Origin of the sequence: Actinacidiphila glaucinigra, from assembly GCF_035918135.1 — a bacterium.
In the GTDB taxonomy this organism is placed as follows: Bacteria; Actinomycetota; Actinomycetes; order Streptomycetales; family Streptomycetaceae; genus Actinacidiphila; species Actinacidiphila glaucinigra.
Genome location: NZ_CP109144.1, coordinates 2880498 through 2893066, shown reverse-complemented (window position 1 = coordinate 2893066; position 12569 = coordinate 2880498). Strand labels below are relative to the sequence as shown.

Annotated in this window: 9 protein-coding genes; 7 read left to right on the top strand and 2 right to left on the bottom strand. The window is 71.5% G+C overall.

From position 1 onward, the window contains the following. Positions 1-69 precede the first annotated feature (69 nt). The 5 genes from nrdR (at position 70) to OIE69_RS12625 (ending at position 7497) form a co-directional block, all read left to right on the top strand. Positions 70-582, top strand: coding sequence for a transcriptional regulator NrdR (gene nrdR, locus OIE69_RS12645; RefSeq protein ID WP_326572083.1), 513 nt, complete (start codon positions 70-72; stop codon positions 580-582). Between the two features lie 126 nt (positions 583-708). Beyond that, positions 709-3624 (top strand): vitamin B12-dependent ribonucleotide reductase, encoded by a 2916-nt coding sequence (locus OIE69_RS12640; RefSeq protein WP_326572082.1) that lies wholly within the window; start codon positions 709-711, stop codon positions 3622-3624. A 293-nt stretch (positions 3625-3917) separates the two neighbouring features. After that, complete coding sequence (locus OIE69_RS12635; RefSeq protein WP_326572081.1) at positions 3918-5285, top strand: dipeptidase; 1368 nt, start codon at positions 3918-3920, stop codon at positions 5283-5285. 88 nt (positions 5286-5373) lie between these two features. Further along, a complete protein-coding gene (locus tag OIE69_RS12630) occupies positions 5374-5838 on the top strand; it encodes a hypothetical protein (protein ID WP_326572080.1) in 465 nt (154 codons plus the stop codon). A gap of 51 nt (positions 5839-5889) precedes the next feature. Next, the gene (locus OIE69_RS12625; RefSeq protein WP_326572079.1) at positions 5890-7497 is read left to right on the top strand and encodes a serine/threonine-protein kinase; all 1608 of its coding nucleotides are present in this window, start codon (positions 5890-5892) and stop codon (positions 7495-7497) included. A 4-nt stretch (positions 7498-7501) separates the two neighbouring features. Here OIE69_RS12625 and OIE69_RS12620 read toward each other — a convergent pair whose 3' ends face one another. Next, complete coding sequence (locus OIE69_RS12620; protein ID WP_326572078.1) at positions 7502-8512, bottom strand: hypothetical protein; 1011 nt, start codon at positions 8510-8512, stop codon at positions 7502-7504. A gap of 544 nt (positions 8513-9056) precedes the next feature. Between OIE69_RS12620 and OIE69_RS12615 the strand changes: the two genes are divergently transcribed. Both OIE69_RS12615 and OIE69_RS12610 read left to right on the top strand, forming a co-directional pair. Then, entirely contained in the window at positions 9057-10082 is a 1026-nt protein-coding gene (locus tag OIE69_RS12615; RefSeq protein ID WP_326572077.1) for a helix-turn-helix transcriptional regulator, read from the top strand. Continuing rightward, the gene (locus tag OIE69_RS12610) at positions 10079-10855 is read left to right on the top strand and encodes a GNAT family N-acetyltransferase (protein ID WP_326572076.1); all 777 of its coding nucleotides are present in this window, start codon (positions 10079-10081) and stop codon (positions 10853-10855) included. The genes OIE69_RS12615 and OIE69_RS12610 overlap by 4 nt, the downstream gene beginning before the upstream one ends. 52 nt (positions 10856-10907) lie before the next feature. Here OIE69_RS12610 and OIE69_RS12605 read toward each other — a convergent pair whose 3' ends face one another. Further along, the gene (locus OIE69_RS12605; protein WP_326572075.1) at positions 10908-12368 is read right to left on the bottom strand and encodes an MFS transporter; all 1461 of its coding nucleotides are present in this window, start codon (positions 12366-12368) and stop codon (positions 10908-10910) included. Between the last annotated feature and the right edge of the window lie 201 nt (positions 12369-12569).

The window sequence follows — 12569 nt, the reverse complement described above, 5'->3', positions numbered from 1 at the left end:
GGGCCGTCACCGGCCCCTCGGGCTCAGAAGTCGTGCGCTCACCGTGGGTGAGGGAGGGAGAGGGAAACGATGCACTGCCCCTTCTGCCGACACCCCGACAGTCGCGTCGTCGACAGCCGGACCACCGACGACGGCACCTCGATCCGCCGTCGCCGGCAGTGTCCCGACTGCGGCCGCCGTTTCACCACCGTGGAGACGGCCTCGCTGATGGTGATCAAGCGCAGCGGGGTCACCGAACCCTTCAGCCGCAACAAGGTCATCGCCGGGGTCCGCAAGGCCTGCCAGGGCCGGCCCGTCACCGAGGACGCCCTCGCCCAGCTCGGGCAGCGCGTCGAGGAGGCGGTACGAGCCACGGGCAGCGCCGAGCTGTCGACCCACGACGTCGGACTGGCCATACTCGGCCCGCTGAAGGACCTGGACCTGGTCGCCTACCTGCGGTTCGCCTCGGTCTACCGGGCCTTCGACTCGCTCGAGGACTTCGAGGCGGCGATCACCGAGCTGCGCGACCAGGGGCCGCCGGGCGACACCGGAGGGCGGGACCGGGACGGAGCCGTCCCCACCGCCACCGTCGCCGCGCCATAGCGGCGGCGCACCGGCACCAGACTTGCCGGGCACCTGGGGGTGTACCGGCCGTGAGAGACACAGACGCGGGAAGACCGCGGCGCTTCAGGGCGTTTTACCTGTAATGCCTGTAATGGGAGGCGGCACATGACAGAGACGACGAGCGGCCCGGCACGGGGTTCCCGAGCCAAGGCCGGCAAGGCGGCCGCGGCGGCCCCCGCCGCCAAGGGCCTGCGCATCGAGCGCATCCACACCACCCCGGGGACGCACCCCTACGACGAGGTGGTCTGGGAACGCCGTGACGTCGTCATGACCAACTGGCGCGACGGCTCGATCAACTTCGAGCAGCGCGGCGTGGAGTTCCCCGACTCCTGGTCGGTGAACGCGGTCAACATCGTCACCAGCAAGTACTTCCGCGGTGCCGTCGGCTCCCCGCAGCGTGAGAGCAGCCTCCGCCAGCTGATCGACCGCGTGGTCACGACGTACCGCAAGGCCGGCGAGGACCACGGCTACTTCGTGTCGCCCGCCGACGCGGAGATCTTCGAGCACGAGCTCACCTGGGCCCTGCTCCACCAGGTATTCAGCTTCAACTCGCCGGTCTGGTTCAACGTCGGCACCGCCCAGCCGCAGCAGGTCTCGGCGTGCTTCATCCTCTCGGTCGACGACTCCATGGAGTCCATCCTCGACTGGTACAAGGAAGAGGGGATGATCTTCAAGGGCGGCTCCGGCGCCGGCCTGAACCTCTCCCGCATCCGCTCCTCCAAGGAGCTGCTCTCCTCCGGCGGCAACGCCTCCGGCCCCGTCTCCTTCATGCGCGGCGCCGACGCCTCCGCCGGCACCATCAAGTCCGGCGGCGCCACCCGCCGGGCGGCCAAGATGGTCGTCCTGGACGTCGACCACCCGGACGTCGAGGCCTTCATCGAGACCAAGGTGAAGGAGGAGGAGAAGATCCGCGCCCTGCGCGACGCGGGCTTCGACATGGACCTGGGCGGCGACGACATCGCGTCCGTCCAGTACCAGAACGCCAACAACTCCGTCCGCGTGAACGAAGAGTTCATGAAGGCGTACGAGAACGGCGGCAAGTTCGGGCTGCGCGCCCGGATGACCGGCGAGGTCATCGAGGAGGTCGACGCCAAGGCCCTCTTCCGCAGGCTGGCCGAGGCCGCTTGGGCCTGCGCCGACCCCGGCATCCAGTACGACGACGTCATCAACCACTGGCACACCACGCCGGAGACCGGCCGCATCACCGCGTCCAACCCCTGCAGCGAGTACATGCACCTGGACAACTCGTCCTGCAACCTCGCCTCGCTCAACCTGATGAAGTTCCTCGACGACGACGGCAAGGGCAACCAGCGCTTCGACGCCGTGCGCTTCGCCAAGGTCGTCGAGCTCGTCATCACCGCGATGGACATCTCCATCTCCTTCGCGGACTTCCCGACCCAGAAGATCGGCGAGACCACCCGCGCCTTCCGCCAGCTGGGCGTCGGCTACGCCAACCTCGGCGCGCTGCTCATGGCGACCGGCCACGCCTACGACTCCGAGGGCGGCCGCGCGCTCGCCGGTGCCATCACCTCCCTGATGACCGGCACCTCCTACAAGCGTTCCGCGGAGCTCGCCGCGGTCGTCGGCCCGTACGACGGCTACGCCCGCAACGCCACGGCCCACAAGCGCGTCATGAAGCAGCACTCCGACGCCAACGCCGTCGCCACGCGGATGGACGACCTGGACAGCCCGGTCTGGGCCGCGGCCACCGAGGCCTGGCAGGACGTCCTGCGCCTCGGCGAGAAGAACGGATTCCGCAACGCCCAGGCCTCCCTGCTGGCCCCGACCGGCACCATCGGCCTGATGATGGACTGCGACACCACCGGGATCGAGCCCGACCTCGCCCTGGTCAAGTTCAAGAAGCTGGTCGGCGGCGGCTCCATGCAGATCGTGAACAACACGGTCCCGCAGGCCCTGCACCGCCTCGGCTACCAGCAGGAGCAGATCGAGGCGATCGTCGCCCACATCTCCGAGCACGGCAGCGTGATCGACGCGCCCAGCCTGAAGCCCGAGCACTACGAGGTCTTCGACTGCGCCATGGGCGAGCGCTCCATCGCGCCGATGGGCCACGTCCGGATGATGGCCGCGACCCAGCCGTTCCTGTCCGGCGCCATCTCCAAGACGGTCAACATGCCCGAGTCGGCGACCGTCGAGGAGATCGAGGAGATCTACTACCAGGGCTGGAAGCTCGACCTGAAGGCGCTCGCGATCTACCGCGACAACTGCAAGGTCGGCCAGCCGCTCTCCGCCAAGAAGAAGGATGACGAGAAGAAGGCCGAGCAGGCGCCGGCGACCGCCCCCGCCGCGGTCGAGAAGGTCGTCGAGTACCGCCCGGTCCGCCGCCGGCTCCCCAAGGGCCGCCCGGGGATCACCACCTCCTTCACGGTGGGCGGCGCCGAGGGCTACATGACCGCCAACTCCTACCCGGACGACGGTCTCGGCGAGGTCTTCCTGAAGATGTCCAAGCAGGGCTCGACCCTCGCGGGCATGATGGACGCCTTCTCCATCGCCGTCTCGGTGGGCCTGCAGTACGGCGTGCCGCTGGAGACCTACGTCTCGAAGTTCACCAACATGCGCTTCGAGCCGGCCGGTCTCACGGACGACCCGGACGTGCGGATGGCGCAGTCGATCGTCGACTACATCTTCCGCCGCCTGGCGCTGGACTTCCTGCCCTTCGAGACCCGCTCCGCCCTCGGCATCCACTCCGCCGGCGAGCGCCAGCGCCACCTCGACACGGGTTCCTACGAGCCCGCCGCCGAGGAGGTCGACGTCGAGGGTCTGGCGCAGTCCGCCCCGCGCCAGACGGAGGCGCCCAAGCCGGCCGCCGCGGCCACGCCCGAGGCCGAGCCCGCTGCGGTGACCCCGGTGCCGAAGACCGCCCACAACTCGACGGAGCTGCTGGAGATCCAGCTCGGCCTCAACGCCGACGCCCCGCTCTGCTTCTCCTGCGGCACGAAGATGCGCCGCGCGGGCAGCTGCTACCTGTGCGAGGGCTGCGGCTCCACCAGCGGCTGCAGCTGACGCCGGGGCCTGATCCGGCCGTCCCACGCGTGTCCCCCCGAAGCGCTCCGCTTCGGGGGGACGCGTGCGTGTCGGGGGCCGTGCGGGCGCGGCCGGACGACCGGCGGCCCCGTCCCGCCCCTCCGCGCACTGCGCCGGAACCCGGTGGCGCGGAAAACGGCACGTATTTTCTATTCGGGCCCGCGCGGACCCGAATAGGTTCGAGGCGACTGCTGCCGAATTCCCGTGACAGGGAGGCGTTTTCCCTCCTCCGGCGATCGGCGCCTTCTTCCCCGTACGCCAAGGAGCCCCCGTTGTCCCCCGACCCCATCGCCGACACCGTCGCATCGCTGATCCCGGCGGCGCGGAGCGAACTCGCGGAACTCGTCGGGTTCAGGTCGGTCGCGGACCCCGCTGTCGCGCCCCCCGAGGAATGCCACCAGGCCGCCGAGTGGGTCGCCGGCGCCCTGCGGGACGAAGGGTTCGGCGACGTACGCATCCTCGACATGCCCGACGGCCACCAGTCGGTGCTCGGTCACCTCGCGGGCCCGGCGGGAGCTCCCACGATCCTGCTGTACGCGCACTACGACGTCCAGCCGGCCGCGGACGAGCAGGCCTGGCGGACGCCGCCGTTCGAGCTGGCCGAACGTGACGGACGGTGGTACGGACGGGGCACCGCGGACTGCAAGGGCGCCGTGGTCATGCACCTCCTGGCCCTTCGCGCGCTCAAGGCGCACGGCGGCGTGCCGCTGAACGTCAAGGTGATCGTCGAGGGTTCCGAGGAGCAGGCGACGGGCGGCCTGGAACGGTATGCGCGGGCCCACCCGGAGGCGCTCGACGCTGACGTGATCCTCATCGGCGACGCGGGGAACTTCCGCCTCGGGACGCCGACCGTCACCGCCTCGCTGCGCGGCATCACGATGCTCCGGATCGGTGTCGAGACCCTCCGCGGCAACCTGCACTCGGGTCAGTTCGGCGGGGCCGCTCCCGACGCGATCACCGCGCTCGTCACGATCCTGGGCTCGCTGGTGGACGAGGACGGATCGCCCCGGGTCGACGGCCTGGAGGCCGACGGGGAGTGGCGCGGCCTGACGTACCCGGAGACCGACTTCCGGGTGGACGCAGGGGTGCTGGACGGGGTCGACCTCGTCGGTACCGGCTCCGTCGCGGACCGGCTCTGGGCGCGGCCGTCGGTGAGCGTGATGGGCATCGACTGCCCTCCCGTCGTGGGCGCCACGCCCTCGGTGCACGCGAGCGCGCGGGCGGCGATCAGCCTGCGCATCCCCCCGGGCGTCGATGCCGCACGGGCCACGGAACTGCTGACCGCCCACATCGAGAAGCACACCCCGTGGGGCGCGCGGGTGTCGGTGGAGCAGGTCGCCCAGGGCGAGCCGTTCCTCGCCGACACCTCGAGCCCCGCCTACACGGCCATGGCCGAGGCCATGCGCGCGGCCTACAGCGGTCGCGACCTGGACATCGCGGGGCTCGGCGGCGGGATCCCGCTGTGCAACACCCTCGCCTCCCTCTACCCCCGGGCCGAGATCCTCCTGATCGGTCTGTGCGAACCCGAGGCGCAGATCCACGCCGTGGACGAGAGCGTTTCCGTCGACGAACTGCGGCGCCTCGCCGTCGCCGAAGCCCATTTCATGCGCCTTTACGCAGGGAGAGGCGACCGCGCATAGCGGTCCGGAGTGGATCCTTGGAATTCGCGTGTCATTCCCGGAGGAAAGCGCGGCCGCTCTTACCGCGCGTCGTCCATTGGAGCACTCGGTGCGGAAAGCACTCCTGTCCGCCGTACTCGCCACCGCTGCTCTCGGCGTGTTCGTCGTCGCACAGCCGCGGGGGTCCGACGCGCACGGCGCGCCGGTCGACGCCGCCCCCGTGGCCGGTCTGCGGGTCGGCGCGGTCTGTTCGTCGGACATCGCGTACGCCACCGATGTCTCCTGCGGACTGCGCGACTTCGGGGACGTGCGCTTCCGGTGCCCCGCGGGCACCTCGGCCACGCCGTGCCCGCGGACCCGCACCGTCACCCTGGAGAACACCGGCCGTACGCCCCTGCGGCTCGTCGCCATCAGCGGCTCGGCGCCTGGCGAACGGCACGAGACCGTCTCCGGCCGCCTGCGCCCCGGGGCCCGCACGGCCCTGGGCCCCGGGGCCGGCGACACCTACCTCTACGACATCGTCCTGCGTTTCGACGCCGGCCCCGCCGAAGCGCGGGTCGTCGCCCTGTCCTGAGGCCGGCCGGCCGACGGGACCCGTCAACGGATGACCAAGGAGAATCGCGCGATGTCCGATCTCGGACGCCTGGTGGCCGGGAGGTACCGGCTGGTGGAGCGGATCGGTCGCGGTGGCATGGGCACGGTGTGGCGGGCCGAGGACGAGTTGCTGGGGCGTGCGGTGGCGGTCAAGCGGCTGCATCCGCCGCAGCCGCATCTGCAGGACGACGAGTTGGAGACGTTGTTCGAGCGGACGCGGCGGGAGGCGCGCAGTGCGGCGCGGATCAGTCATCCCAATGTGGTGGTGGTTCATGACGTGGTCGATGACGAGGGTCTGCCGGTCATCGTGATGGAGTATGTGCCGTCGACGACGTTGGGTGATCTGCTGAAGGAGCGGGGTCCGGTGGGGCCGGGGGAGGCGGCGCGGATCGGGCGGGGGATGGTGGCGGCGTTGCGGGCGGCGCATGCGGCGGGGGTGCTGCATCGGGATGTGAAGCCGGGCAATGTGCTGTTGTCGGAGTCGGGTCGGGTGGTGCTGACGGATTTCGGGATCGCGCAGGCTTCGGGGACGTCGACGTTGACGCGGACGGGTGAGTTGATCGGGTCGATCGATTTTCTGGCTCCGGAGCGGTTGACCGGTGGTGCGCCGGGGCCGGGGGCGGATCTGTGGGCGTTGGGGGCGACGTTGTTCCAAGCGGTGGAGGGGCGTTCGCCGTTCCGTCGGGACACGGCGATCGAGACGGCGTATGCGATCGCGACGGACGAGGTGCCGGTGGCGGGGCGTGCGGGGGCGTTGGGGCCGGTGATCGCGGGGTTGCTGGTGCGGGAGCCGGAGGGGCGTCTGTCGGCGGAGGAGGCCGAGCGGTTGCTGCGGGCCGGTGCCGCCGAGACCGAGACCGAGAGCGTCCCCCGCGACAGCCTCGCGTCCCGGGCCGGGCCGGCCCCTGCCGCGCGGCCGCGGACCGGCGGTCCCGTGACCGCTCCCGTTCCCGCCCCTCTCTCCCCGCCGCGCACCCGACCGCGCCGTGCCTCGTGGTGGACCGCCGTCCTCCTGGTGCCCGCCCTCGCCGGCGGCGGTTACTACGCGGTGCCGCTCCTCGGGGAGCAGCGCCACCGCGCTGCCGGCCCGTCCCCGTCCTCGTCCGGGGTGACCACGCCGGACACGCCTTCCGCCTCCGCCTCGGACGTGCCCTCCGTGTCGCCGACGCCCTCGTACACGCCGCCCCCGGTCCCCGACGGCTACCACCTCGCCGCGGTGCGGGACCGCGGCTTCTCCGTCCCCGTGCCGGACGGCTGGAAGCGCCAGGTGAGCGACGACGGGCGGCAGTTCGTCTACGTCGACCCGACGGGACTGGTGGGCCTGCGGGTCGCCGCGCTCGACTTCGCGGGACCCAGCCCGCTCCGGCACTTCGAGGACGTCGAGGCGCAGATGGTCCCGGACCTGGAGGGCTACGAGCGGCTGCGGATGCAGAGCACCCGCTGGCGTGATCGCCCGGCAGCCATATGGGAGTTCACCTTCCAGGGCAAGGCCCGCGACTTCCGGGCCATCGACCTCGGCTTCGGGCAGCCCGGGGAGCAGGAGTTCACGGTCTACCTCTCCGCTCCGTCGGACCGCTGGGGTTCCTACCGGGCGGTCTTCGACAACGCCGTCGCCGGGTTCCGGCCGGACGCACGCTGAGCCGTCACCCGTCGCGGGACCCGTCGTCGTACCCCGGGGCGACGCCGATCCGGTCCGCCGCGGACGGCACCGAGGGCACGGCGCCGTCCGCGGCGCGGACGCCCGGACGGCGATCGATGCGGACGTCCCCGGCGACGAGGGCGACCACGGCCGCAGAGCCCACGAGCTCCAGCAGGTCCTGGGAGGTGTCCACCAGGGTCTGCGCCACCGCGCCCACCGCGTACGCCCACAGCTCCGTGAACGCCGACGGCATCATGAACAGCGCCAGACCCACGGAGAACCCGGACGCGACGGGGCGACGCCGGGCGGCGAACAGCATCCCGGCCCCGCACAGCACCGTCAGGCAGGCCCACTGGTACGGCGCGGAGACGCCGAGGACCGCTCGGCCCGTGCCCCTGCCGACGAGCAGGTCGCCGAGTGTGCCGGGGCCCACCTGGAAGGCCGTCACCGCGTTCCTGCCGATGTAGAAGACGTTCAGCACCGCGAGGAGCAGCCCCGAGGCGGTCGCCGTGACCTTCACCGGGCGGGTCCCGCCGCCGGCCGTCGCCTCCGTGGCTTCTGCCTCGTACTCGATCCGCCGCGCCAGGAACAGCAGCGCCGCGAGGACGACGGCGAGCACCACCGCGAGGACGGCGGTGCCGCCGACGGCCTTCACCGAAGGTCCTTCGAGGGTGCCGAACCAGGGGTCGGAGGGGGAGTCGAGGAGGACGTACCAGACCGCGGGCAGGCGGAAACCGAGCGTCGCCGCACACGAGGCGAGAAGCAGTCCGCCGGCGCCACGGGTCCGGTGGAGCGCCGCCAGGCCGGCCGCGAGCTGCAGTGCCGCCAGGCCCAGGTCCAGGGAGGTCGTCGCCGCCAGGCCGGGTGCGTCACCGGTCGTCCACACCGACCACGCGCCGGGCAGACCGCGAGCGGCGATGTCGTACAGGAGCCAGGACGCCGTCTGGACGAACAGCGCGAGGCTGAGCACGGCCAGGGCGACGCGCACCCGGTGGATCGACACAGCCGGATTCATCGCGTGCTGTCCCCCTCGACGTCAATCTGAACCAGGCGCTGATGCAAGCATTCTGAGGGAGTCTCAGGCAAGTTCTGGCCGTGATTCCGCCGAATTGGCGCGCCCCTTCCATTCCGGGCACGGACTTTCCATTCCGGGGCGGGCGCCCCGGTTCCCGCATGTGCCGTCGGCCGCGGCATCCGCCGTCGGGCGTGGACCGAAGGTAATGGAATCCGGGTGCCGCCCTCGTCGCACGGGAGGGCCGGACCTGGCACGGCCGTACTATTTCGGGTGCATCGAATGGGCCATAATGTCGTGGGCCGCGCCTCGCCCCGACCGGGCCGCGGGCGCAGGTCCGTGCGCCTCGGGCGCGGCGATCGCGGTCGTGGGCGAACCTGGTGGGCAACGAGGCCCGACTGATTCGTCGACCGCGAGGGAACGTGGAATTTCATTCAGAATTTCGATGACCGACCGTGGGTGGTCCGCGTATTGCCCGATCCGGAACCGGATAACGTTGTCATCCCGGTTGCGGAAGCGGCGCGGACACCCGGCCGAGAGGGCGCAGGTGGAAGATCAGCGATTGGCGGGAACGGTGGACCGCGCGCAGCATCGCGAGGGTTCCATAGATTACCGGGCCGACCTGAGCTTGACCGCCGACCAGGCTCGGACCTCCGAACGGCACTTCCTGGACTGGGAGCGCGGCCCGTTCTCGCACCTCATTCGCCTTTCCGTCCCGCATTTCGCCGCCACCCGCGGATTCCGCTTCGTCGCGAGCGGCCACCTCATCGACGGACTGCTCTCCGCCCAGGTCTACTGCGATTCGCTGACCGGGGTGTCGGGGAACAACCTCGACCGCGACCCGATTGTCGCGGACCTGGTGACCTCGGGGTGGATCGATTTCCAGGACGGGAAGACGAGGCATTCCGTCGGGCCCGGGCAGATATGCATCCGCGACACGAAGGCGTCCTGGGAATTCTCGTGCGCGCCGGCGACGACCGCGCACGTCATCTCGATTCCCCGGCACCTCGTGATCCCACGGATCGGGTCGCCCAGGGCGCTGGGCCGGGCGTACGTGTCGGACGCCGAGGTTCCCGAGGTCCGCTTCTTCCTCAACTTCCTGGAGGCGATCAGAAGGAGCAGCGGCGAACTGGAGGGGTCGGCGGCCGCGCGGAAGATGGCCCGTGACGCCTGCGCGACGCTGTTCTCCCGCATCATCTCCGAACGGCCGGGTTCGGGGCTCGGCGACCATCCGCAGGCCGTCGTGGCCGCCGCCAGGAACGTCATAGAGCGGAACCTCGAAAGCGGCGAGCTGTCGCCCCCGATGGTCGCCCGCAGCGTCGGGGTGTCCCTGCGGACGCTGCACCGGTGCTTCTCGGCGTCGAACGACTCCGTCATGTCGTTCGCCAGGCGGCGCCGTCTGCAGCAGGCGCACGACGAACTCGTGGCCCGCGGCAGCACGGCCGGGATGTCCGAGGTCGCGGCACGATGGCACTTCTCGGACGCCAGCCACTTCATCAGGCACTTCAAATCCGTGTACGGGGCCACGCCGGCCGCCTACCTCAAGAACCCAAGGAAGGTCAGTTCCCCATGACCCGAGTGCACGACCCGCTGGGGCCGATCGCAACCGCCTACGCCGATCTCGTGGAAGGCCTGGCGACGGTCGCCACCGGACGCACCCGAAGGGGCCGGGGCGACGCCGTGCTGGCCGTCTCCGGGGCGCCGGTCGCATCGCTGAACGGCGTGTTCAGCCCCAGCCCCGAACCGCTCGCGGACGACATCGCCGCGCTGGCGGAGTCCGAGCGGTGGGACGTCCCGTGGAGCATCCAGGTCCGCGGGGTTCCGGGACGCGGCGTCACGGACGAGGCGGCACGGCGCGGTCTGACCCGCCTCGACCGCAGTCCGCTCATGGTCCGGCACTCCGACCGGGGAATGCCGGCGGAACCGGCCGGCGACTGCGTGAAGGCGCGCCCGGTGGGCCCCGCCGAACTCGGCCTGTACGCCGCGGTCATGGCGGAGGGCTTCGAGGTGCCGCACGAGGTGTTCGGGCTGTTCGCCGATCCGGCCATGGGCCGCCTGGACGGGGTCACGTTCTACGTGGCGGAGGCGGACGGCGTTCCGGTCGGGACGGGCATGACGGCGGTGCGCGGCGATCTCAACGGCATCTTCAACGTCTCCACGCTCCCCGGCCACCGGCGTCGCGGCTACGGGAGGGCGGTCACCATGGAGCTGGTCCGTGCGGGCCATGTCGCCGGCGCCCCCACGGCGTACCTCTACGCGAGCGCGATGGGCGAGCCCGTGTACGTGTCGGCCGGCTTCCGCACCGAGGAGTACCTGTCGGTGTTCTCGGCCCCGGCGCAGGAGTGACGGGCGGCGTTCGCTGCGGAGCCCGGTGAGGGGCGGGTCCGGCCGCCCGGCGTCAGGCCTGCGCAGGGGCGCCGGGCCCGTGCCGTGGTCGCAGTATCACCAGCGCGAGCACGAAGGCCACGGCCAGAAGGACCGCGCCGGTGCCGAAAGCGAGGCGGAAGCCGCCGGTGAGGGCGGAGGCGGCGTCGTGGCCGTCGGCGACGAGGGTGTGTGTGCGGGAGCCGGCGAGGGTGGACAGGACGGCGACGCCGAGGGCGCCGCCCACCTGCTGGGTGGTGGTGAACAGGCCCGAGGCGACGCCCGCGCCTGACATGCCGAGCACGGTCAGGGCCGAGACGGCGAGGCCGAAGCCGCCCGCCAGCAGCATCGTGGGCAGCAGGTCGGCGGCGTAGCCGGCGTGCACCGGCAGCCGGGTGAGCAGGCCGAGCGCGACCACCAGCAGGGCGAGCCCGCAGAGCAGGACGCGGCGCTCGCCGAAGCGCGCGCCCAGCCGGGCGGAGAGCAGCAGCGAGACGGTGCCGATGCTCAGCGCGGCGGGCAGCATCGCCAGTCCCGTCGCGGCGGCACCGTAGCCCCGGACGTTCTGCAGGTAGAGCGCCATGAGGATCTGGAAGCCGAAGAGGGCCGAGACCATCAGCACCTGGACGAGGTTGGCCCCGGAGACCTCGCGTGAGCGGAACATGCGCAGCGGCAGCAGCGGGGACACCGCGGTGGCCTGGCGGAGCACGAACGCCCCGAGGAGCGCCACGGCCAGGGCGGCGAGGACGAGGGTGCGTGCGGAGGCCCAGCCGTGGCCGCCCGTCTGGACGATCGTGTAGACGCCGGTCATCAGGCCGGTGGTGACCAGGAGCGCGCCGAGGGCGTCGGCGCCCCGGGCGGGGGGACGCGCCGGGTCGGGCTGCAGCACGCGGACGGCCAGGAGCACGGCCGCCATCCCGATGGGCAGGTTGATGAAGAAGATCCAGTGCCAGCTGACGGCCTGGGTGAGGATCCCGCCGAGCACCTGGCCGATCGAGGCCCCGGCGGCGCCGACGAAGCTGAACGCACCGATGGCCCGGCCGCGTTCGCGGGGTTCGGGGAAGAGCGTGACGAGCAGGCCGAGACTGACGGCGGAGGTCATCGCGCCGCCGACGCCCTGGAGGAAACGGGCGCCGATGAGCACGGCCTGGCCGGTGGCGACGCCGCAGAGGAGCGAGGCACCGGTGAAGACGGCCAGCCCGGCGACGAACATCCGCTTGCGCCCGAGAAGGTCGCCGAGGCGTCCGGACAGCAGGAGCAGCCCGCCGAAGGCGATCATGTACGCGTTGACGGTCCAGGTCAGGTCGGCGGGGGAGAAGTGCAGGTCACGCTGGATGGCGGGGAGCGCCACGGTGACGATGCTGCCGTCCAGGATGATCATCAGCATCCCGGCGCACAGGACGGCGAGGGCCGGCCCGCGGGAGCGGCGGCCGGGGGCGGCTCGCGTGGTCGCCGCCGTGGACGAGAGCTGCGGGTGCTGCGGGCGTAAGGACATGGCGTCGTCTCCTCGTCGTCGGGGAACCAGGTGAGACGCTAGCAGATAGTTTTGTTGAAGACTATTTGTTTCGGCCCTTCTTTCTGAGATCCGGTCAGTACGACCGGGGCTTCACGAGGCTGCTGCCCGGGGTGCGCGGATACGCGGTCCGCAGCCGGGGCCCCTTCGGGCCGGTCCTGGGGCCCGGTGAGGGCGGCCGCG

Coding starts and splice junctions, on each gene's coding strand:
- nrdR (WP_326572083.1), top strand. CDS start 70: ATGCACTGCCCCTTCTGCCGACACCCCGACAGTCGCGTCGTCGACAGC.
- OIE69_RS12640 (WP_326572082.1), top strand. CDS start 709: ATGACAGAGACGACGAGCGGCCCGGCACGGGGTTCCCGAGCCAAGGCC.
- OIE69_RS12625 (WP_326572079.1), top strand. CDS start 5,890: ATGTCCGATCTCGGACGCCTGGTGGCCGGGAGGTACCGGCTGGTGGAG.
- OIE69_RS12620 (WP_326572078.1), bottom strand. CDS start 8,512: ATGAATCCGGCTGTGTCGATCCACCGGGTGCGCGTCGCCCTGGCCGTG.
- OIE69_RS12610 (WP_326572076.1), top strand. CDS start 10,079: ATGACCCGAGTGCACGACCCGCTGGGGCCGATCGCAACCGCCTACGCC.
- OIE69_RS12605 (WP_326572075.1), bottom strand. CDS start 12,368: ATGTCCTTACGCCCGCAGCACCCGCAGCTCTCGTCCACGGCGGCGACC.